The sequence below is a fragment of the Oceanobacillus alkalisoli genome, from assembly GCF_021556485.1.
GTDB classification, from domain to species: domain Bacteria; phylum Bacillota; class Bacilli; order Bacillales; family Amphibacillaceae; genus Oceanobacillus; species Oceanobacillus alkalisoli.
In genome coordinates this window covers 1-20,902 of sequence record NZ_JAKGBW010000001.1, presented here as the reverse complement: position 1 = coordinate 20,902, position 20,902 = coordinate 1, and the positions used below count along the sequence as shown (strand labels likewise).

Annotated in this window: 28 protein-coding genes and 1 other RNA gene; 22 read left to right on the top strand and 7 right to left on the bottom strand. The window is 37.2% G+C overall.

All coding sequences use genetic code 11. The annotated features are described in order from the left end of the window. Window positions 1-30: 30 nt before the first annotated feature. From LZD48_RS18665 to LZD48_RS00095, 11 genes are all read left to right on the top strand, one after another. Window positions 31-156, top strand: a complete 126-nt coding sequence (locus LZD48_RS18665; RefSeq protein WP_255770152.1) for a hypothetical protein — start codon at window positions 31-33, stop codon at window positions 154-156. A gap of 94 nt (window positions 157-250) precedes the next feature. Beyond that, window positions 251-682 carry a phage holin family protein gene (locus LZD48_RS00140; RefSeq protein WP_235760709.1) on the top strand — a complete coding sequence of 144 codons (432 nt, stop codon included), beginning with the start codon at window positions 251-253 and terminating at the stop codon, window positions 680-682. A 58-nt stretch (window positions 683-740) separates the two neighbouring features. After that, window positions 741-1,820 (top strand): N-acetylmuramoyl-L-alanine amidase family protein, encoded by a 1,080-nt coding sequence (locus LZD48_RS00135; RefSeq protein WP_235760708.1) that lies wholly within the window; start codon window positions 741-743, stop codon window positions 1,818-1,820. A 706-nt stretch (window positions 1,821-2,526) separates the two neighbouring features. Beyond that, complete coding sequence (locus tag LZD48_RS00130) at window positions 2,527-3,057, top strand: Panacea domain-containing protein (protein ID WP_235760707.1); 531 nt, start codon at window positions 2,527-2,529, stop codon at window positions 3,055-3,057. Next, complete coding sequence (locus LZD48_RS00125; protein ID WP_235760706.1) at window positions 3,054-4,085, top strand: coiled-coil domain-containing protein; 1,032 nt, start codon at window positions 3,054-3,056, stop codon at window positions 4,083-4,085. The genes LZD48_RS00130 and LZD48_RS00125 overlap by 4 nt, the downstream gene beginning before the upstream one ends. Before the next feature lie 98 nt (window positions 4,086-4,183). Then, the gene (locus tag LZD48_RS00120; RefSeq protein ID WP_235760705.1) at window positions 4,184-4,396 is read left to right on the top strand and encodes a hypothetical protein; all 213 of its coding nucleotides are present in this window, start codon (window positions 4,184-4,186) and stop codon (window positions 4,394-4,396) included. Beyond that, a complete protein-coding gene (locus LZD48_RS00115) occupies window positions 4,396-4,707 on the top strand; it encodes a YolD-like family protein (protein WP_235760704.1) in 312 nt (103 codons plus the stop codon). Before LZD48_RS00120 ends, LZD48_RS00115 begins: the two co-directional genes overlap by 1 nt. 294 nt (window positions 4,708-5,001) lie before the next feature. Continuing rightward, the gene (gene gpsB / locus LZD48_RS00110; RefSeq protein ID WP_235760703.1) at window positions 5,002-5,316 is read left to right on the top strand and encodes a cell division regulator GpsB; all 315 of its coding nucleotides are present in this window, start codon (window positions 5,002-5,004) and stop codon (window positions 5,314-5,316) included. A 67-nt stretch (window positions 5,317-5,383) separates the two neighbouring features. Further along, an RNA gene (gene rnpB / locus LZD48_RS00105) (RNase P RNA component class B) lies at window positions 5,384-5,765 on the top strand. Between the two features lie 431 nt (window positions 5,766-6,196). After that, window positions 6,197-7,333 carry a THUMP domain-containing class I SAM-dependent RNA methyltransferase gene (locus tag LZD48_RS00100; RefSeq protein ID WP_235760702.1) on the top strand — a complete coding sequence of 379 codons (1,137 nt, stop codon included), beginning with the start codon at window positions 6,197-6,199 and terminating at the stop codon, window positions 7,331-7,333. A 3-nt stretch (window positions 7,334-7,336) separates the two neighbouring features. Next, the gene (locus LZD48_RS00095; RefSeq protein ID WP_235760701.1) at window positions 7,337-8,833 is read left to right on the top strand and encodes a carboxypeptidase M32; all 1,497 of its coding nucleotides are present in this window, start codon (window positions 7,337-7,339) and stop codon (window positions 8,831-8,833) included. Window positions 8,834-8,910: 77 nt separating this feature from the next. On the opposite strand, the gene LZD48_RS00090 is transcribed toward LZD48_RS00095, so the two are convergent. From LZD48_RS00090 to LZD48_RS00075, 4 genes are all read right to left on the bottom strand, one after another. Further along, window positions 8,911-10,521, bottom strand: coding sequence for a b(o/a)3-type cytochrome-c oxidase subunit 1 (locus LZD48_RS00090; RefSeq protein ID WP_235761078.1), 1,611 nt, complete (start codon window positions 10,519-10,521; stop codon window positions 8,911-8,913). A gap of 95 nt (window positions 10,522-10,616) precedes the next feature. Next, window positions 10,617-11,120 (bottom strand): cupredoxin domain-containing protein, encoded by a 504-nt coding sequence (locus LZD48_RS00085; protein WP_235760700.1) that lies wholly within the window; start codon window positions 11,118-11,120, stop codon window positions 10,617-10,619. 21 nt (window positions 11,121-11,141) lie between these two features. Continuing rightward, window positions 11,142-11,285 (bottom strand): cytochrome c oxidase subunit 2A, encoded by a 144-nt coding sequence (locus tag LZD48_RS00080; protein ID WP_235760699.1) that lies wholly within the window; start codon window positions 11,283-11,285, stop codon window positions 11,142-11,144. 340 nt (window positions 11,286-11,625) lie between these two features. Further along, window positions 11,626-11,826, bottom strand: coding sequence for a cold-shock protein (locus LZD48_RS00075; protein ID WP_156855848.1), 201 nt, complete (start codon window positions 11,824-11,826; stop codon window positions 11,626-11,628). Between the two features lie 313 nt (window positions 11,827-12,139). Between LZD48_RS00075 and LZD48_RS00070 the strand changes: the two genes are divergently transcribed. The 7 genes from LZD48_RS00070 to LZD48_RS00040 all read left to right on the top strand — a co-directional run bounded on the left by LZD48_RS00070 (window position 12,140) and on the right by LZD48_RS00040 (window position 15,834). Then, window positions 12,140-12,757: an HD domain-containing protein gene (locus LZD48_RS00070; protein WP_235760698.1), complete on the top strand. Its 618-nt coding sequence runs from the start codon at window positions 12,140-12,142 to the stop codon at window positions 12,755-12,757. Between the two features lie 32 nt (window positions 12,758-12,789). Continuing rightward, window positions 12,790-13,746 (top strand): thymidylate synthase, encoded by a 957-nt coding sequence (locus LZD48_RS00065; protein ID WP_235760697.1) that lies wholly within the window; start codon window positions 12,790-12,792, stop codon window positions 13,744-13,746. 17 nt (window positions 13,747-13,763) lie between these two features. Next, window positions 13,764-14,264, top strand: a complete 501-nt coding sequence (locus LZD48_RS00060) for a dihydrofolate reductase (RefSeq protein WP_235760696.1) — start codon at window positions 13,764-13,766, stop codon at window positions 14,262-14,264. A gap of 75 nt (window positions 14,265-14,339) precedes the next feature. Next, the gene (locus LZD48_RS00055) at window positions 14,340-14,543 is read left to right on the top strand and encodes a twin-arginine translocase TatA/TatE family subunit (RefSeq protein ID WP_235760695.1); all 204 of its coding nucleotides are present in this window, start codon (window positions 14,340-14,342) and stop codon (window positions 14,541-14,543) included. A 15-nt stretch (window positions 14,544-14,558) separates the two neighbouring features. Continuing rightward, a complete protein-coding gene (locus tag LZD48_RS00050) occupies window positions 14,559-14,729 on the top strand; it encodes a twin-arginine translocase TatA/TatE family subunit (RefSeq protein ID WP_235760694.1) in 171 nt (56 codons plus the stop codon). A 101-nt stretch (window positions 14,730-14,830) separates the two neighbouring features. Then, window positions 14,831-15,595, top strand: coding sequence for a twin-arginine translocase subunit TatC (gene tatC, locus LZD48_RS00045; protein WP_235760693.1), 765 nt, complete (start codon window positions 14,831-14,833; stop codon window positions 15,593-15,595). 26 nt (window positions 15,596-15,621) lie between these two features. Then, window positions 15,622-15,834, top strand: coding sequence for a YozE family protein (locus LZD48_RS00040; protein ID WP_235760692.1), 213 nt, complete (start codon window positions 15,622-15,624; stop codon window positions 15,832-15,834). A 22-nt stretch (window positions 15,835-15,856) separates the two neighbouring features. Here LZD48_RS00040 and LZD48_RS00035 read toward each other — a convergent pair whose 3' ends face one another. Further along, window positions 15,857-16,189, bottom strand: coding sequence for a YolD-like family protein (locus LZD48_RS00035; protein ID WP_235760691.1), 333 nt, complete (start codon window positions 16,187-16,189; stop codon window positions 15,857-15,859). 276 nt (window positions 16,190-16,465) lie between these two features. Between LZD48_RS00035 and vrrA the strand changes: the two genes are divergently transcribed. The 4 genes from vrrA to LZD48_RS00015 all read left to right on the top strand — a co-directional run bounded on the left by vrrA (window position 16,466) and on the right by LZD48_RS00015 (window position 18,580). Further along, complete coding sequence (gene vrrA / locus LZD48_RS00030) at window positions 16,466-16,927, top strand: VrrA/YqfQ family protein (RefSeq protein ID WP_235760690.1); 462 nt, start codon at window positions 16,466-16,468, stop codon at window positions 16,925-16,927. Between the two features lie 82 nt (window positions 16,928-17,009). Further along, complete coding sequence (gene msrB, locus LZD48_RS00025) at window positions 17,010-17,972, top strand: peptide-methionine (R)-S-oxide reductase MsrB (protein ID WP_235760689.1); 963 nt, start codon at window positions 17,010-17,012, stop codon at window positions 17,970-17,972. Between the two features lie 52 nt (window positions 17,973-18,024). After that, a complete protein-coding gene (locus LZD48_RS00020) occupies window positions 18,025-18,228 on the top strand; it encodes a DUF6501 family protein (protein ID WP_235760688.1) in 204 nt (67 codons plus the stop codon). Window positions 18,229-18,340: 112 nt separating this feature from the next. Beyond that, complete coding sequence (locus LZD48_RS00015) at window positions 18,341-18,580, top strand: ferredoxin family protein (RefSeq protein WP_235760687.1); 240 nt, start codon at window positions 18,341-18,343, stop codon at window positions 18,578-18,580. Between the two features lie 366 nt (window positions 18,581-18,946). Here the strand turns inward: LZD48_RS00015 and LZD48_RS00010 are convergent, their stop codons facing one another. Together LZD48_RS00010 and LZD48_RS00005 are read right to left on the bottom strand one after the other, a co-directional pair. Further along, window positions 18,947-19,489, bottom strand: a complete 543-nt coding sequence (locus LZD48_RS00010) for a thioesterase II family protein (protein ID WP_235760686.1) — start codon at window positions 19,487-19,489, stop codon at window positions 18,947-18,949. Window positions 19,490-19,514: 25 nt separating this feature from the next. Further along, on the bottom strand, window positions 19,515-20,153 hold the full coding sequence (locus LZD48_RS00005) for a 4'-phosphopantetheinyl transferase superfamily protein (protein ID WP_235760685.1): 639 nt from the start codon (window positions 20,151-20,153) through the stop codon (window positions 19,515-19,517). Between the last annotated feature and the right edge of the window lie 749 nt (window positions 20,154-20,902).

Below are 20,902 nucleotides of genomic sequence, written 5' to 3'. Positions count from 1 at the left end.
TGTCGAATAGGTAGATAGGAGGGGATAAATGTGAAATGCAAAAAGTGCGGTACTGAATTTAGGCCTGACGAGGTTTTTATGATAGTAGAAGATGGCGACGAAAAACAGCTTTGCGATGCGTGCGCCAATGAAGAATACAAGAAAAACAAAAAGTAAATATGTAATAGTGGACGAGCATCCCGTTTGGGGTGCTCTTTCTTTTGGGGAAATACGAGAAGTCCTACAAAATAGGACAAGGAGATGAATTTAAATGATTGGGGATGTTAATTTGGATCACTTAGAAGCAGCGAGATTTTTTCTTTTCGGAGATGTGAAGTTTCTCCATTTATTACTATTGCTAATGGCATTAGATATTATCACGGGACTATTCAAGGCTTGGAAAAATCAAAACTTATGGAGCCGTAAATCACTGTTTGGATATGCAAGAAAAGTTCTTGTACTGGTAGTGATTATCTTGGCCAATGTGGTTGATCAAATTTTAGGTTTACAAGGAGCGGTCACTTATGCGACGGTCCTTTTTTATATTGCCAATGAAGGATTATCAATTGTGGAAAATATGGCTCACTTAGGTGTACTGGTTCCAACTAATCTAGCTAAAAAATTAAAAACGATCGATAATAGTGGCGATACATTACCGGAAGAAATTAGAAAAGAATTTAGTACGAAAAAAGAAGATCAGTAAGACATCTCAACTACGAGGTGTCTTTTCTTTTGCATAAAATATTAAGGAGGAATTATTAATGGCTAAAATCGGTTTAGATATAGGTCATGGAGTAAATACGTTCCCGCCTAATAAAGGTGTTTATCGTGGCGGTAAAGGCTACGCAGAGCATAGTTTTAACGCTCAACTAGGCAAGCGTATAAAAGAATTATTGGAAGCAAACGGGCACACGGTAATTATGGGGCAGCAGCCCAATAAAAAAGACGTTCCTTTAACCACTAGGACAAATCTCTACAACCGTGAAAAAGTCGATATCGTTGTATCACTGCACGCCAATGCGGGGGCTTCAAGCGTGGAGGGTCGTTGCGTGTTTTATTGGGGGACATCTTCCAAGGGTAGAAGGTTAGCCACTCACATACGTGACGAGATTAAAAAGGCAGGTTATTCCACTCATGGGGACGGACTGCATGCGGGAGTGCTAGGAACGTGGACAAATTTACACATTACCAGAGAAACAAATATGCCGGCTGTTTTAATTGAGCATGGCTTTATGACAAATAATAAGGACTTTGAATTGATCTTTGGAAGCAAACAAGCACAATATATCGAGGACATGGCGGTAGCTGATGTTAAAGGGATCCAAAAATACTTTGGGCAAAATTTTAAGAGTGATAAACCATCCAAGTCCAAGCCAACTGCATCCAAGCCTAAAGCAAATCCTAAAATCCGTACAGGTGGTTTGAATGAAGCCAATATGAATAAAGTCACTCGTTGGCTAAAAGAAAACACGGATGGCTGGTATTATACGTTTCGCGGGTCTGGTGGTAACAATCCAGTATTGCGAACAGGAGGACTTAACGCGGCTGCACGAAAGAAATTCGGGGCTTGGCTAGACGGTGAGGGATTATGGTGGACAACAGAGTATACAGCAAACCACCGTACTCCCACATCCAACAATATACAGATTCGTACCGGGGGGTTATCTACTCAAGGAGCAGTTGGTCTGGTGTCAGCGTGGCTTACTAGGAATAAATGTTACTTCGTGGGTATCTCATCAAGGGGCAACCCAGTTATCGTAACAGGCGGCATGGGAACTAGAATCAGCAAAGAATTCACTGATTTATTGGATGAGCATGGTCTTTGGTGGAGGACTGTATAATAAGGTATAATTAAGGCGTTACAATATGTAGGAAACACACTATGCCCGGGACTGGAAACCCCGGGCTGTTTTTATTTTCCACCCATTTTATACACAATAACTTCACCAGAAAATTCTCTACACAACTTGTCACAACCCTCTTTACTTGGCGTATCCCCATAACCACTATAATTATTTCCTATCCCTTCATCACCGAAGATGTACTTCTCATATTCATCCCACTCTCTCCATTCAAATTGATTAACCAAGTGTCTGGTTATTTTCTGGTCATAATTAAATCCCCTCCTAACCCTACAATCGGAATGAGTTGTTAAGGAGGGGTGTGAATTTGAAATGAAAATTTAGAGAATTGTGGGAAATTCTCATTTCTTTTACTTGTCAATAATTCACCTCATTTTCCACTGAAAAATTATCTCAAATCCAACTATGTTTCCACCATATAATTTAAAATATGCTTTGAAAGGACTTAACGTATTTCTTAATAATTAACAACATTTATTACGAAATAATAGAAAAATGTTCTAATTAGTGTTATGATTTGTGTACACAAATGTATTGCATTTGTATTGCAACAATGAATTAAACTCAATTTGATTTAATTAAATGAAACAAATCACCTTATGTATAGTCATTAACTAATTGTAGCGAATACACAGTTGTATAAGGTGGTTTTATTTATATTTTATATAAAGGGAGGGTGGCTACTATGTATAGAGCTATGCAAATTGCAAACTATATCATCCACCTAGCTTTGAGAGGGAACATCGACGTCACAAACTTACACTTACAGAAGATTCTTTACTATTTACAAGCGGAATCATTATACCGAACCGGGGACCCCCTGTTTGGAGATAACATAGGAAAATGGCGGTTGGGTCCGGTTGTTCCGAATGTTTATCACGAGTATAAAGAATATGGTTCACAGCCGATACGTGGAATTGCTGAAGAAATTGTTTTTGATGAAGAAACAATGGAAGTCGAGTTTATTCAATTTAATGTAAATGAAATATCCGAAGATACAAAAGGTGCTATTGAACAACCCATAATTACGTTGCTAAGGCAAAATGCATTTGACTTAGTTGACAGAACTCATGAGCATAATCCATGGAGTGAATATAGAGAACGGATAGAGAATGGTGAAAGAGGTTTAGAATATACAAATGAAGAGATTCAAGAATATTTCACCCAATATCCTGAGAGGCTGAGTGAGGTTATGAGGAGTGTGCGCGAGGAATGAATCAGATTATTGATGAACTTTCGAACGTCAGGTTTTCGGACTCGGATGAACTCAATCCAGAGTCTTTTTTTTATAGGTTTAAAGAACATTATGAGGAATATCCCAGACATAAATATTCTGAAATAAGTAAAGTAGTATATAGATTTAACGATGATAGTATAGATGTACTAAGAATTAATTTATCAACAATAAAACATATCGCTTATGATCGTGATGATCCTGAAACGGCAACTAAAATAGAAAAGCTAATTGACCATGCTGATTTGGCAGAAAACCAGCGGAAATTAATGGAAGATGTCTCTAAGGAAACGGAAGTTTTTATGAAGGGCCTCCAAAGTATGTTAGAAAAAACGAGGAAAGAACTTATAGACACCAAAAAAGAAACTCTGGAAGCAAAAGAAGAACTTGAAAATACTAAAGAACAAATTACATACGCTCAAAAAAACTTGAAAGAAACTCGTGAAGAATTACAAGGAAACTACAAAAAAACAAAATCAGAGATTGAAGAATTACAAAAAGATAAATCTAATATTTACACACAGTTTGTAACAATATTGGGTATATTTTCCGCTATTATTTTCGCTTCATTTGGAGGATTGGAAATCTTAAGAAACGTATTAGGAAATATCGGTTCAACTCCTACAGCGAAACTATTAGTTTTTTCCAGTTTTAGTATTGCTGGAATTATGTCATTGCTTTTTGTTCTATTCAACGGACTATCCAAGTTGACAGGGAAAGGCATACGTAGTTGTAGCTGTGAAAAGAAAGGTATTGATTGCAAACATACCATTTTCAGCAAGCACCCCACAATAATGGTTGTTGGGTTTTTACTATTTTACACATCTATAATTGGTGCTTTTGGTTATATAGTTGATTATGAAAAAGTGTTTAATTTATACTCTATTCCAGGAATATTGAAAGACGGGTCTAGGTTTACATTCGTATTATTCCTTTTGATAGCACCCCTTGCGTTTTATGTTTTATTCTACCGAATGCGTAGGCGAGATAAAAATATGGAAGCATCCTAAACAAATCTCTCACGAGGGTTTGTTTTTTTGCCTTGAAACAGAACAAGTATTCGTATATAATAAAAAAATACGAACAATAGTTCTAATGGAGGGATAGCATGAAAGGAATATTTATCAGGTCAATGCAGCATAAAGAAAAAATCGTTATCTTTTATATGGATTCCAGCGGTAAAGTTACCGAGCGTTATGTACGTGTTCTGAAATTTAATGACAACCACATCTTGGTTTATTGTCACTACCGCAAGAAAGTACGCACGCTGAAGCTTGATAATATCCTTTCATGTGGTCCCGTAAGAAAGGTGGCTATATAATGGAAGATAGAGGAACAAAGAAATGGACGTCGATTATGCTGCCTGAGCACGTAAAAGCATTGAAAGAAATGTGGGCAGAAGACGAGTGGAAAGAGAAGCCAATGCTGGATGAACAGCAATTAACAGAAATAAATCTAAGGCTGCAGCTGGCTCTGCATAATGATTTGACGGTAGAGATTGAGTATTTTAAAAATCACGATTATCACAAAACAAGAGGTAAGCTTTTAGGTGTTGATCCGTTACTTAATTATTTGCGATTGGAAGAAATGGAATTGCCGTTAGACAGCTTGGTGAGTGTATGGATAGATTGAGAAAGACCGCTGCATTAGCGGTCTAATTTTTTAAGCATCTGTCCACGATTTATTTTGAATTTATATATCCCCCAGAAGTCCCCCCAAACCTCCCCCAAATCATTACATTTGAATACATTTATTTAATAACCACATAAATGTTAAAACCTTAGAAACATTGATACATCTTGACTTCATGCGATTAAATAATAACTATTGATAAGCGAATGTGTTATGATATATAATGTAGTGAATCTATAACCAAACAATATCATATAATTGAAACTGGAAAATCGTAAATAAGAGGTGATAGAGATGAGTTCGGATCAGATCCAATTAAATGCAAAAGATATTTATGAAAAAGATTTTAAGGTAGAATTTCGTGGATACAGCCAAAAGGAAGTAGATGAATTTTTAGATGTTATTATTCAAGATTATGATGCATTTCAACAAGAAATCCAACGATTAAGACAAGAAAATGACAGGATAAAGAAATCATCTATGGAGCAGCAACATACGAGAACACGAGCTCCCCAACAGAATACACAGGTGAACTATGATGTGTTAAAGCGCTTGTCCAATCTTGAAAAAGCGGTATTCGGCAAGAAGGTTTCCAACTCTGCAGAATAGCTGGCAGTATGGCCGTATATTGTCTTTCTGCTGATTTTATGCTAAAATTAGAAAAGCAGGTAGTTGAATACTCAGGTAATCGCTGCGATTTCGCAGAGGAAAGTCCATGCTCACACAGGCTGAGATGCTTGTAGTGTTCGTGCTTGACGAAACGATAAGTCAAGGTAGCCAATATAAATTGGTTAACGGCAGGAGGAATTCCTAAGTCCTTTGATATGGAAGACACTCCTTGAAAGTGCCACAGAGACGAAGCTGGATTGGAAACAATTCAGGTGGAACGAGGTAAACCCCGCGAGTGAGCAACCCAAACTTTGGTAGGGGCACTCTCGATTAGGGAATTGAACCGAAAGAGGGACAGACATTTGTCTGTAGATAGATGATTACACCCAATGTACGAGGGATTTAGACCACCGTTTGCAGTACAGCGGGACAGAACATGGCTTATCGAGTATTCAACGGTCTTCCGTAATGAATGATGGAACCTATTTCAGCTACATTTTGTAGTTGAAATAGGTTTTTTATTTTAAGAGCTATTATTAGAATTGAATTTTGTATAAATAAGGTAATTGCTGAAATAGCCACGTCCAGCTCCAGCGCCCAGCGACTATCAAACTTCACACTCCTCCAATCGATAAAGAAGACTTGCCGAGCGGTCTTTGTGGGGCTTAGTCGCCCTTATACCCTTGTGGTCAAAGTCAACATCAACTCAAAGAGAAAAGTGGAAGTTCGATTAAGTTCACTCACGTATGGGGCAACATCGAACTACCTTCCATCCTGGGAGGCACAGTTTGTACGTCGCTAAACGGGCACTTGCGCTTTTGTTCTTTTTACTTGATATGGTACACTAAAAATAATCTGTAAATGAAGGGAATTATCATGTATGCAAAAGGTGAAATTACTTGCAACAGCAGCGATGGGACTTGAATCAATTGTCGCGATGGAGGTAAGACAACTCGGTTATGAAGCTGAAGTAGAAAATGGAAAAGTAATCTTTGAAGCACCCATTTCTGCAATTCCACGCTGTAATTTATGGTTGCGTACAGCAGACCGCGTGAAAATTATCGTAGGTGAATTTGAAGCAAAAACATTTGATGAATTATTCGAAGGAACGAAAGCGTTAAATTGGGAAGATTATATTGCAGAAGATGGACAATTTCCTGTAAGTGGAAAATCAGTGAAATCTACACTATATAGCGTCCCGGATTGTCAGGCAATCGTGAAAAAAGCAATTGCAGAGCGATTGAAATTGAAATATGGAATGGTTTCTAAAATGCCGGAGACCGGTGCATTATTTAAAATAGAGATTTCCTTGTTGAAAGACGTTGCGGTCTTAACTCTGGACACTTCCGGAGCAGGACTTCATAAACGTGGTTACCGTGTCGGTCAAGGAGAGGCTCCTTTGAAAGAAACACTCGCTGCTGCTCTCGTTTTATTAACGAATTGGAGACCGGATGAGCCGTTTATTGATCCTTTCTGTGGTTCAGGAACCATTCCAATTGAAGCGGCGCTGATCGGTCAGAATATCGCGCCAGGCTTTAACCGGGAGTTTGTCTCAGAAGAGTGGTCATGGATTAGAAGTAAGTTCTGGGACGTGGCTTTAACGGAAGCAGAAGACCTTGCTAACTACGATCAGCCTTTAGATGTAATGGGTTCTGATATTAGTCATAAAATGATTGAAGCAGCAACTGAAAATGCCTTGGAAGCAGGTTTAAGCGATCTTATTACATGGAAACAAATGCAAGTAAGTGATCTTACGATTCATAAACAAAATGGATATGTGGTAAGTAACCCACCATATGGTGAACGGTTGAATGAACGGGATGAAGTCATTCAGATGTATAAAGATCTCGGTCAGGTAATGAAGGATCATCCATCTTGGAGTGTCTATATCATCACAGCATTTGAGACATTTGAAAAACAATATGGTCAGCAGGCAACGAAGAAGAGAAAGTTATTTAATGGTTTTATTCAAACGAACTATTATCAATATTTTGGTAAAAAAATAAAGGGGGAATAAATCATGCCGAAAAGCAATTCAGAAAAAGATTTTCTGGAATTTTTACAAGAAATTGATGCCTATCATGAATTAATTTCACTTGCACATTGGGATTTGCGGACGAAAATACCGAAAAAAGGTGTGGAAACCCGTTCAGAAGCAATCGGAGTTCTCTCTGCTAAAGTTCACGAAATGCAGACATCTGATAAAATGAAACATTTCATTGACGAACTAAAGCATAAGACAAATGATGAAGTCATTCAAAAAGCAGTTGAAGAATGCGAGCTGGATTATGAGCGAAACCGAAAGATTCCCGGGGCCGAGTACAAAGAATATGTCACGTTACAAGGACAAGCTGAGGCTGCATGGCAAGAGGCTAGGGAGAAAGAAAATTTTCAATTATTCCAGCCGTATCTGGAAAGATTAGTGGAATTCAATAAAAAATTCGCTAATTATTGGGGATACGAAGACCATATTTATGATGCTTTATTGGACCAGTATGAACCGGGAATGACGGTAAAAACACTTGATAAAGTATTCCCTGCACTGCGTGATTCATTGACTGAATTACGGCAAAAAGTGAATAGTAGCAAGGCGCATGTTGATTCATCGCTTGTACTTGGCTATTTTTCGAAAGAGCAACAGCGCAACTTCTCGATTGAAGTATTAAAGCAGATGAACTATGATTTTGAAGCGGGGAGACTCGATGACACGATTCATCCTTTTGAGATTACGTTAAATCTGCAAGACGTTCGAATTACGACGCGATATGATGAAAATGATTTCCGCATGGCAGTGTTTGGAATTATTCATGAAGGTGGCCACGCTTTATATGAGCAAAACATCAATCAGAAGCTTGCTCGCACACCACTTGCAACTGGAACATCCATGGGAATTCATGAGTCCCAATCTTTATTCTGGGAGAACTTGATCGGCAGAAGCAATGGATTTTGGCAGGCGAACTATGAGAAATTTAAATCCTTTGCACCAGACTTTTTCAATGATCTGGACACCCGCCAATTCTACCAAGCAATCAACGAAGTAAAACCAACATTAATCCGCATTGAAGCAGATGAGCTTACGTATGCACTCCATATTATGGTCCGTTATGAACTGGAAAAGGCATTGATTAATGGGGAAATCGAAGTGAAGGATCTTCCGGATCTTTGGAATGAGAAAATGGTTGATTATCTTGGAATTGAGCCCGCCAATGACGCGGAAGGGGTCTTACAAGATATCCATTGGTCAAGCGGAGACTTCGGCTATTTCCCATCTTATGCATTAGGTTATATGTATGCCGCTCAATTTTACAATACGTTGAACCAGCAGCTGGAGGTCGATTCGATTGTGCAGTCTGGCGATCTATCACCAATTACGAATTGGCTGAAAGAAAATATTCACCAATACGGTAAAATGAAAAAACCATTGGAACTGCTTCAGGACATCACGAACGAATCACTAAATCCGGCGCACTTAGTTAACTACCTGACAGAAAAATACAGCCGGATTTATAATTTCTAAATCTATTTAAGGTGTATTTTAAATGAAGAGTAAAAAAGGACAAGGATTCGTTTGCGAATCTTTGTCCTTTTTTCTGATTAGCTATTTCCAATCGGCCAGTCGAACGGCGCTGATCCTGGAGGCGCGTTTTGAATAACGTCCATCACTGGAACCGTGTATGCGAAAAGAATCAATACAATCGTAATTGAAATCCATAGCTTCCAGTTTTCTGTCCATTTTGGAGTGAACTCTGCATGATCTTCTTCCTGAGCAATCGGGAATTCTTCTTCTCCTTTAGGCGAGAAGAAAACCATTTTAATGAAAATGTACACCATTAATATAATTGCAATGAAGAGAATTGTACCACCGACTGCTTGAGCCATTTGATAAGCTCCCCATTCTGCAGCCTGTGCAGTTCCACCATAATCGGAGTAATCGGAACGTCGTGGCCCGCCAATTAAACCTTGAATATGCATAGATGTCGACATAATCAGCATACCGACTGTCCAAAGAATCGTTTGAATGATACCAAGCCGGTTAACCGATTTTGTTAACTTCCGTCCAGTCAGGTGAGGGATGAGCCAATAAGCAATCCCGAAAAATGTTAATATTACCGTCGTTGCTGCAGTTAAATGGAAATGTCCTGTAACCCATATCGTATTATGGACAAGCGTGTTTATTTGGTAAGAAGCATTAACAATTCCGCCAGCCCCACCGGGTATAAATGCTAACATGCCGATAAATGGTGCCAGGAATCTTACGTCTTTCCATGGTAAGTGTTTAAGCCAGCCAAACAATCCGCCATAACCTTTTTTCCGGCCAGTAATTTCGAACGTTGCAAACAGCGAGAAAGCCGTCATCAAACTCGGAATAACAACCATGAAAGTTAAAATAACTTGAATGAACTTCCATGTTGAGTCGAGTCCAGGTTCTGTTAGCTGGTGATGCAGACCAACTGGAATAGAAAAGAACAGGAATAGAATGAATGAGAATCTTGCCAATGTATCACTGAAGATTTTTCCGCCGATAATTTTAGGAATAATTGCATACCAGGCCATATATGCCGGTAATAGCCAGAAATAGACGAGCGGATGACCGAAGTACCAGAACAAAGTACGGCTCAGCAATACGTTTATTGTGTTTTTGTAGCCCAATGACCAGGGAATAAATTGGGCAAGCATTGCACTAGCAACACCAATCGTTGCAATACACCACATAAGCATGTTGATGACAACCATAAAGGCAAGCAGTGGTGATTTTTCATCTGGATGATTTTTCTTCCATACATAGAACTGACGGAAATTGACAAACGCATTAATCCAGCTTCCTACAACTACAAGGGTGATCCCGATGTAAAACACTGGATGTGCTTGCAGTGGTGCATAGAACGTATATAATACGTTTGCTTTACCCAATAAGACGGTAATTGCGGCACTTATCATTCCAATCGTCATGACCGCGAAGCCAATCCATGCCCAATTCAATTGTTTTTTTGAATATCCTACTGTTTTACCCATTAATGCATTTTGAAAACCAATGATGAAAAAGCTAGTAAGTACAAGACCTAGAATAACCCCATGAACAGTTAATATGGTGTAATAATTAATTCCCCAAGGTAATTCAAAGCTGCCGGAGCGGACAAGCACTTGTAACAGTCCCATTAATCCACCGATAAATAAAGAAATAAAAGCGACATACATATAGGACATGACGAGTCTGCGTTCATTTTTCGGTAAGCTAAGTTCCTTTGTTCCTCTGTTCGTAAATACATTCGTTATTTTAGCTGGTGCTGTTGCTGTTTCCATTACTCAACCACCTCCAATGTACCGTACATCAAGTGATGCCCGACACCACAGTATTCATTACATACAAGGGTATACTCACCAGGATTATCAAGCTGTACTTCAAGAGCACTTACATAACCAGGCTCAACCATCATATTAATATTTGTACCGGCGAAATTCAGACCATGCACGACATCAGGACTTGTAGCCTGTACGAGCACTTTTGAACCGGCAGGTAGTTCAATATGGTTGACAGGTGTGCCTGATTCATCTGTACCAAGATTATAGTTGAAAGCAGAAGCAACAACATTCAGTACGTATCTGCCCTCATCGACCTCTGTCAAACCAAGATTTTCTTCTCGGAAAGCTTCATTCATCTCCAAGTTCTCCGGATCGATCAACTCTCCATGGCTTTGCGGGTGTGTCCCAAGATAGAAGGCTCCAAAGCCTAGAATTAATAAGAACGCGATAAGACCAATTGTTCCGAGCCCAAGCCAATATTTTTCATACTTGTGTAAATGCATTTGTATCACTCCCATTTTTCTTTACCTGGATAGGAATAGCATAAATACCCCAAACCAAGTTACTAAGATAAAAATCCCCACAACTGAAACGGAGATTAGAGTTCCCTTTAGATTTGGTTCGTTTTCTGGACTGGATTCTAACTGTTTTTTCTTTTCAGTAGTCATTCCTTCATCCCTCCTAGAAGTTCTCTGTACTGCTATTTTCATCATACACAAATTGAAAATAGAATTTATCGCACTCAGACACTTTTCACAATTTGTTCAATACTTCGCATACTCATTGAAACAGTGATTTTACTAACCTTTTCGTTATAAAAGTATTTGAACACTTTGTGAAAAAATGAGGCGACGCTTACAATTAATTAGACAATAGAGGAAAATTATGTTAATGGAAACGGATGATGGAGTGTGGTATAAGAAAGGAAAAAAAGAACCCTGATAGGTGATCAGGGTTCCAGAAAACAAAAAAAGCAGTATTCTGTTTACGAATACTGCTTGCGAATTTTTATAATTTTGTTACGTTAGCTGCTTGTGGGCCACGTTCGCCTTCTACAATTTCAAAGGAAACTTCTTGACCTTCTTCTAGTGTTTTGAAACCTTCTTCTTGGATAGCTGAATAATGTACGAATACATCATTACCTTCTTCCAATTGAATGAATCCAAATCCTTTCTCTGCGTTGAACCATTTTACTACTCCGTTTTGCATGTAAACTCCTCCTAAAACCTTTCACGATAAAACGTGGTTATAGTACAAAGTAGAGGACAAAAAACATTAAAAGAGACAGCTTTCTAGAGAGTAGGATTACAATTACACCCACTTCTTTGGAAGCTGCCCTTGTGTTTAATGAATCCGTACTTCTGCTTTGTTGACACCATGATAACCCATTTAATTAGACTAGTCAAGAAATTCTCTGTATTTTTTTCTGAATGTTTTATAAATATAGGTTTACGGATAAAACGAATGAATCGAATGCATTCCTAAACAAAATAAAGTAATATAGAAAAGAGGAGGAAGGAGGATGGACGAAATCCAACAGCGGCAATTAAAAGAAATTCGTGAATTTACATATCAGCTATTCCATGACGATCCGACAGGACATGATTATGAACATATGCGACGTGTTGCTGTACTGGCTAAGGAAATTGCGAAAAAAGAAGACGGTGATCTCTGCTTATGTGAAGCTGCCGGATGGCTACACGATGTTGGGGACCGTAAACTATTTCCTGATCCTCATCAAGCGATCAATGAAATGAATGTATTTTTAGATTGTATCTCCATCCCGATACGAACGAAAAATGAGATTAATCATGTGATTTCAACCATTTCTTTTAAAACGGGTAAAACACCGTCTACTTGGACTGGAAAGATTGTACAGGATGCTGACCGGCTGGATGCTATTGGTGCAATCGGGATTGCACGGACTTTCCAGTATGGTGGTGCGAACAATCAATTGATCTATAAGCAAGGCGATTCTCATACGTCCATCCAACATTTTCATGATAAGTTATTGAAAATAAAAGATAGGCTCCATACTTCTTACGCAAAACAGATTGCAGAGGAGCGTCATCGCTGGATGCTTTTATTTCTGGATCAATTTCATAAAGAGTGGGGAACAGACAAAACAGACGGAAGGTAGAAGGGTAATAATCACGCTAGGAGGTTATCGACATGGTACAAGGAGAACAGGCATATCTTGATTTATGCCGTTTGATTTTAGATGAAGGAAATAAAAAAGCAGACCGGACCGGAACAGGTACGTACTCTGTTTTCGGCCACCAAATGCGTTTTGATCTAAGTGAAGGATTCCCATTACTTACTACGAAGAAAGTAAACTTTAATTTAATTGCTTCCGAATTGCTTTGGTTTATTAAAGGGGATACGAACATTCGCTATCTCTTAGAAAACAATAATAATATTTGGAACGAGTGGGCTTTTGAAAAATGGGTAGCCAGTGACGAATATGATGGACCGGATATGACGGATTTCGGTCGTCGCAGTCTGCAGGATGAGACGTTCAATCTGGAATACAAGAAACAGATGGCAATATTTAAGGATAAAATTTTAAATGATGATACATTTGCGAACAAATATGGTGACTTAGGCTTTGTTTATGGAAAGCAGTGGCGTCACTGGGAAACAAAAGCAGGAGAAGTGATTGATCAGCTGAAGAATGTCGTGGATTCGATTCGCAATAATCCGGATTCACGGAGACATATCGTGTCTGCTTGGAATCCGGAAGACGTCCCATTCATGGCTTTACCGCCGTGCCACACCTTATTCCAGTTTTATGTGGCAGATGGCAAATTGTCTTGCCAATTATATCAGCGCAGTGGAGACACTTTCTTAGGCGTGCCATTTAATATTGCAAGTTATGCACTTTTGACACATCTGATTGCCCATGAATGCGATCTAGAAGTAGGAGAATTCATCCATACGATTGGGGATGCACATATTTACTCCAATCATCTGGAACAAGTGAAAACCCAACTGCAAAGGGAGAGACGGCCGTTACCGAAATTGAAATTGAATACGGACAAGCAATCAATATTTGATTTCGAGCTATCCGATTTTGAATTAATCGACTACAATCCGCATCCAGCTATTAGAGCTCCGATAGCTGTATAGAAAGGGGAGTTTTGAGGATGATTTCCTTACTCGTAGCAATGGACCGTAATCATGTAATAGGGTCCAACAATGATTTACCTTGGCATTTACCGGATGATCTGCGTTATTTTAAAGAAACAACGACAGGTCATACAATCATTATGGGGAGAAAAACATTTGATTCGATCGGACGCGTTCTGCCGAATCGGAAGCATGTTATTCTTACAAGAGGGAACCATGAATTTCCGGAAGAAGTAGAAGTAATCCATGACTTGGAACCTATCAAAACACGGAATGATGACAATCCACAAGAAGAATATTTTGTGATTGGTGGCGGGGATATTTTTAAGCAAGTGCTTCCTTTTGCCGACATGCTGTACATTACATGGATTGATGAAGATTTTGAAGGGGATACATTCTTTCCGTCGTTCTCATTGGATGAATGGGAGTTGACCGAGAAAACGAGAGGGAAGAAGGATGAATCGAATCCCTATGACTATTATTATCTTGTTTATGAAAGAAAAAAGAATAAGGAGTAGAACTTGTACAGAGCCTTCTAATGCTATATACTTATGATTAGCATCAGGGATATTTATAATACGGAGATGATAGATATGCTGGCAAACATAGGATTTCCTGGATTGATTCTTATTCTAGTTGTTGCGCTTATTGTTTTTGGCCCAAACAAACTTCCGGAAATTGGTAAAGCTGCTGGTGACACACTACGTGAATTTAAAAAATCGGCGAATGATTTAACTAGTGATGTTACGGATGAAGTAAAAGAAGTTAAATCTATTGTGAACGATGACAGTAAATAAATGGAGTGAGAGAACATGCTAAGTAATATTGGAATTCCAGGTTTAATTTTAATTGTAATTGTTGCTCTTATTGTGTTTGGTCCAAATAAACTCCCAGAAATTGGTAAAGCGTTTGGCAATTCATTAAAAGAATTTAAGAATGCAACAAAGGGATTAACGGAAGATGAGGATAAAAGTAAACAATAATACATTAACAGTCCAAGTAAAATATTAAAAAAGAAGATGTAAGTTCTTACTTTACCTTACATCTTCTTTTGTGTGCTTTTTCGATTAGAGGTGGGTCTTAAATGGCTAAAGGAAATCAAATGGAAGGAAAAGAGATGAATCTTGTTGATCATCTCTCTGAGCTCCGCAACCGATTAATTGTTACAGCTTTATTATTTATCGGTTTATTCATAGTTGGATTTATTTATATTAAAGATATTTATTGGTTTTTCGTCAATGATATAGACATGGAATTAACTGCGATTAGTCCAACGGAAATTATTTGGATTTACTTCTCCATGGCAGGATTGGTAGCGATTGTAGGAACGATTCCGCTTCTTACTTATCAAATATGGGCTTTTGTTAAACCGGGCCTACTTCCACATGAAAGAAAAGCAACACTCGGTTACATACCTGCAGTTTTTCTTTTATTTATCGGCGGACTAGTCTTTGGTTATTTTATTTTCGTGGAACTGATTATGCCATTCCTGTTATCGTTGAATGATGGGATGTTTAATATTATGTTTACTGTCGATCGCTATTTTACATTTCTATTTCGTGTTACAATACCTTTCGCTGTGTTGTTCGAATTACCGATTATTGTTATGTTTTTAACGAGTCTCGGTATACTTACGCCAGCATTCATGATTAAAAATAGAAAGTATGCATACTTCGGCTTAATTGTAATTGGTGTATTAATCACACCTCCAGACTTTGTTTTACAGATCATTGTGGCTGTGCCGCTAATTCTTTTGTATGAAATAGGCGTACAGTTATCTAAGGTAGTATATAAGAGAAAGTTAAAAAAACATAAGGAATTTATGGAAGAAGAGGAACCATCAACCTGATGAAAAGAATAGATGGAGGTGTTTTCTTGAAGACATTTTATCAGCATCTGATGACTTTTCGGGGAATGAAAGTTCCAGATGAAAAATGTAAGCTAGCCGAGGGGGTTTTCCGTGATCATGATTTCCCAAAGCACTCAGATGATTATAACGAAATAAGTGATTATCTGGAATGGAATAGCCCTTTTCCAGATGCATTACGTACGTTTGATGAGGTTTGGGATTCCTATCATAATAGATAAATGAGGCTAAGGAATACTAGCCTCATTTTTTTATTGTGATATTTACAATGAGTTGAAGGGGGAGGGGAAGGCGCGTACCATCCTCTTTTTTTATATGGATTTGTTTTGTCTGTTGCTCTAGTTTCGTAATTGTTCCAGTTACTGTCTGTAAAGCAGAAGGGCTGTATATCGTAAATTCTGTTCGTAATTTGTCTAGATAAGCAGTCTGTAAATGCTGCTCCATTAACTCCATTTCCTGGGGATCAAGGAGCGGATTTTTGATTTTATTATCCTCGTTCCATAATTCTCTGAGTAGTTCAGCATGCTCCGGGAGCATCATCGTTGTCCATTTAATCGAGCCACGATTATTTATCATTCATCTCACCTCTTTAAAAATTATGCACGAACATTTGTTTGTTGTCAATAGTGAATAGAAGATAATTCAGGGATAAGAAATGAGGTTAATAAATTAAATCAAACGTTTGTTTTAAATAAATCAGACAAAAATCGACAAGAAGCTCATATAAAAACCACTATTGATGCAGTTTTTTGCTGATTCCTGCGCTTGCCCGGGAAATAATATATTGCCTACACTTTTTAATCAGTTGTTACGTACATTATAAAAGCAAGCATAGAAGGCAGGGGTGAGAAAATGCTCGGACCAATTCAAAGACGGCAAAATTATCCTTATAGGCAGCAACCACAAGGAATGAATTCCTTTATGTTCGGAACTCCTCAACAATCTCCAATGCCACGTAGCCGCTTTCCAGTAAGCTTACAAAAAATAACTTCGGGAAATTTATTACACAATCCTCAAATCAGTAAAGGAATTAGTGGTTTTTCGGGTATACTGAGTAATATACAGCAAGTTTTAAGAGTCGTAGAAACGACGACACCGATGATTAAAGAATATGGACCAATGTTAAAAAACTTACCAGCTATGTATCGTATGGTCAAAGCTTTCAAAAGCATAGATGATCTTCCGGAAGAAGAAAAGAAAGAGGAGGCAAATATAGAAAGGAATCCGGAAAAGGAAAAAAATATTGCAACAAGTAAAGTGAAAACAACGAAAAAAAAGAATAGCGGTTTATCTACTCCAAAGCTTTATATATAAAAAAACATGCAGTATACTTGCATTTTAAGTAAAAAAGCGGAAAAATAGATAGTATCACACTAGAGCACTGGAGGAATAATTCATGTCTAATTCATTAGAAAAAGCTACGTTTGCCGGCGGCTGTTTTTGGTGTATGGTTGAACCCTTTGACAGCCGTCCGGGGATTGAACGTGTCATTTCTGGATATACAGGTGGCGATGTGGAAAATCCTACCTATGAGCAAGTCAGCGCCGATACAACTGGACATGTTGAAGCAGTCGAAATTACATTTGACCCAGCTATTATGCCATACAAAGAACTCGTAGAAACGTTCTGGCAACAGATTGACCCGACAGATCCAGGCGGACAATTTAATGACAGGGGAGAATCATATCAGACAGCAATCTTTTATCAAAATGAAGAACAAAAGGCGATTGCTGAAGAATCGAAACAAGCTCTTGATGCAAGCGGCAGGTTCTCCAAGCCGGTTGTAACGAAAATTCTTCCGGCTAAGACGTTCTATCCAGCAGAAGAAGAACACCAGGATTATTATAAGAAACAATCATTCCACTATCGCTTATACAAAAAAGGTTCAGGGAGAGAAGACTTTATTAATAACAATTGGAAAGAAACGTATGATAAAGAAGATTTAAAGAAAAAATTAACGCCGTTACAGTACCACGTAACCCAAGAAAACGGCACAGAGTTGCCATTTAAGAATAAGTACTGGAATAACTTTGAAGATGGAATATATGTAGATATCATATCTGGAAAGCCATTATTCTCATCAAGGGATCAATACGATGCGAATTGTGGTTGGCCAAGCTTTACACGACCGATTGATCAATATGAAATCAAAGAAAACATGGATACATCCCACGGCATGATCCGTACAGAAGTTAGAAGTGGGTCAGCAGATTCCCATTTAGGACATGTCTTTGATGATGGGCCAGTTGAGGCTGGTGGATTAAGATATTGCATTAATTCAGCAGCGATGCGCTTCATCCCGAAAGAGAAGATGAAAGAAGAAGGGTACGAACAATATTTACACTTGTTCAATGATTAAAAACCAAAATGTTTACAATAAATTTATTATGTAAACTAAAAAGGAGCAAATAATGATTCACTTAGATTGGGAAAAAAGAACAGCAATTAAACAAATTGAATGTGTGCATACAGATGCAGCTAAATTCGTTGTCAATAATAAGTTAACTGCAGGCAAAGTTTATGATGTAATTAATGAAACAGATGAATTTTATTTCATCATTGACAATAGTGAGCGTGTTGGTGGATTTTTAAAAGATTATTTTAAAGAAATTTAAATCCTGGACTGGTTCAGAGTTTTTTAAGAAAAGCTAATAACCTTTGTTCGTTGGGAAAGGTTCATGTATAATTAGCTTGGAAAATGATTTAGCAGCAAAGGAGGCGTTCGATTTGGCATTTGTCATTACATCACCGTGTAAAACTGAAAAAGCTGGCGAATGTGTTGAGGTTTGTCCAGTTGATTGTATTGAAGAAGGCAAAGATATGTTTTATATCGATCCTGATATTTGTATAGATTGTGGAGCTTGTGAAGCAGTTTGTCCTGTAGAAGCGATTTTCATTGAAGATGAAGTTCCAGAATCGGAAACTGAATATATTACACTCAATCGTCAATTCTTTGAGGACAGATAAGAAAAGAGCATTTTAAAATAATTTTACACAATAAATAAGTCGTGCATATTATAGCGCGGCTTTTTTATTATGTTATATTTCCTGATTTTTATTAAAATATCTCACTATCAAGAGTATACTTTGTTATTGAGATAATAAAGTGTGTTTTTACTATAGGTTCTCATAATAAGTATTATGTTAACTAGGAGATAAAAAAAGCACTTTCATATAAAACTATGTGCTAATGAGACGAGATTTCTTATCCACTCTTCTACTTTGTTGGTTTAATGAAAGTTACAAGAAGCTCCCTTTAGATAAATCTAAAGGGAGAAATCGGTGGTAGTTATAAACTGTCTTGAAATATATCTAATCCTCCATCACAGCTCATTAACTCCTTATAGGCAACTTATAGTTCTTTTCAATTAAATACTTTTGAAGAATAGCCATGACAGTATCTTGGTTATTATTTAAGTAAAAATGATCACCTTCTATTAAATACAGTTCTTTAATGTATTTAATGTACTGACTCCAACTTACAACACTGTCTTTCTTAACGATATCTTTTGAACCTAATAATAGTACAGCTTTGCTGTCTAATTTCTTCCGTTCGAAACTTTTTATATGGTAGCCTTCTAGCACATCAAAATCAGATTTGATGATTGGCAAAAAAACATTCATAAAATCATCAGTTTCTAGAATTTCTTCGTTTATTCCTCCAATTTCCTTAAGTTGGTCTATCAGTGTTTTGGGACCTTTAACTTTATCCATTTTATGATCGGGAGATGACTTACTGGATAGGAACAAATAATTTACTTTCGTTCCGTACCTCTCCAATAAATTCACAGCAATTTCATAAGCAACGATTGCCCCCATACTATGTCCAAAAAACGAAAAGTTTTTTAATGTATTCACACCATATTCAGCAATCATACCCCTTAATATTGTATCTATTAAACTATCCATACTGCTGCACAGTTGTTTTATATTGAACGAAATTTTTGTAAAATAAATATATTGTATCTCCTTGTTTGTAGTATTTTGAAATTTCGTAAATTTGAAGTGGTGAAGTGAGCCCTGTTTTTAATATTTTTGATAAGCTTTCCTTTGCGCTAAATAAAATCTCTTTACTCAAGGTTCCCCCACTATTTTTAATCATTCTTTTTTCAAAATCTGTAAAATATGGCTCTAAAAATTCAGAGTCAGTGCTTGTTTTATTTTCCACGTCAATCCCCATTGGATGTCGTTGATCAAAAAGTAATACTCCTATTGTCTTTTCCGTATGTGTGATGGAGATTCCAATGTTAATTGAAGAATTATTGTTATTTACAATGACCGGTTGTCCAAAAACCCCTTTTAAAAGAGAAATGTTCCTAATTTCTCGTATCCCAAAGCCTAAAAATTCCATGATTGATTCTTTTGCAAGGTACAAACTCTTACTAGCTTCTATTCTTCGTTTCGTCCGATATATATTTAAGTCACTCCATTCTCGTTGATTAAATAATCTTGTCGCATTTTCAATATGAATGGAGCTTACATCTGAAAACTTAACGAAGGTTTTAAAAGTTTCTATACCATTCCCATAATATTCCATCATTTGAAATCAATTCACCTACCCCTATTAAATTTTTAGTCTCACTTTACAAAATTAATTCAATTTATTATCATTTTCGACAATACATTAACATAGCACTTAAAAAATGTCTATATAAAATGAAGAATTTTACCATAAATTAAAATTATTTTACATTTTATATATTTTAAGGTGTTTTTCCAATTAATATTATCACTATTGATAATATATTAACACAGCATAAATAGAACGTCCACTCAAAATAATGAATTTTTAGAAATTAACGTCATCTTTTCGCCTGAAAAAATTAGAAGACTGTTCGTACATATTTTCTAATCAGGAGATTACGCATTTTATACACCCTCCAACTCAGCTTTAGGGAACATCAAGTGAAATAATTTTTCAGATAAGACGATGGGTCAGTATGTCTTCCTCTTGCACATTTGATACTTTAGAACAAAAAAAGTCAGATAGTTCCTCTTCGGGTGGACTATCTGACTTGATATAAATGATAAATTTTAGCTTAAGTAATTTTTGATTATTATTTTGTTGAATTTCACTGCAGCTGATTATTTACCGTGGTAATCCAATATTCGTTTCAATCAACTAAATAGAAATAAAGCTTTTATATACTAGACTATAATAGTGTAACCGTCAAGTAGAATTAAGCAGTTTTTCACAATTAACACTCAACAGGTTTCCCCAATTAAGATTCAACACCTGTTTCTTGAAACAAAGCACGTCTGTACTTCATTCTGATGCTGTCTTGGTTC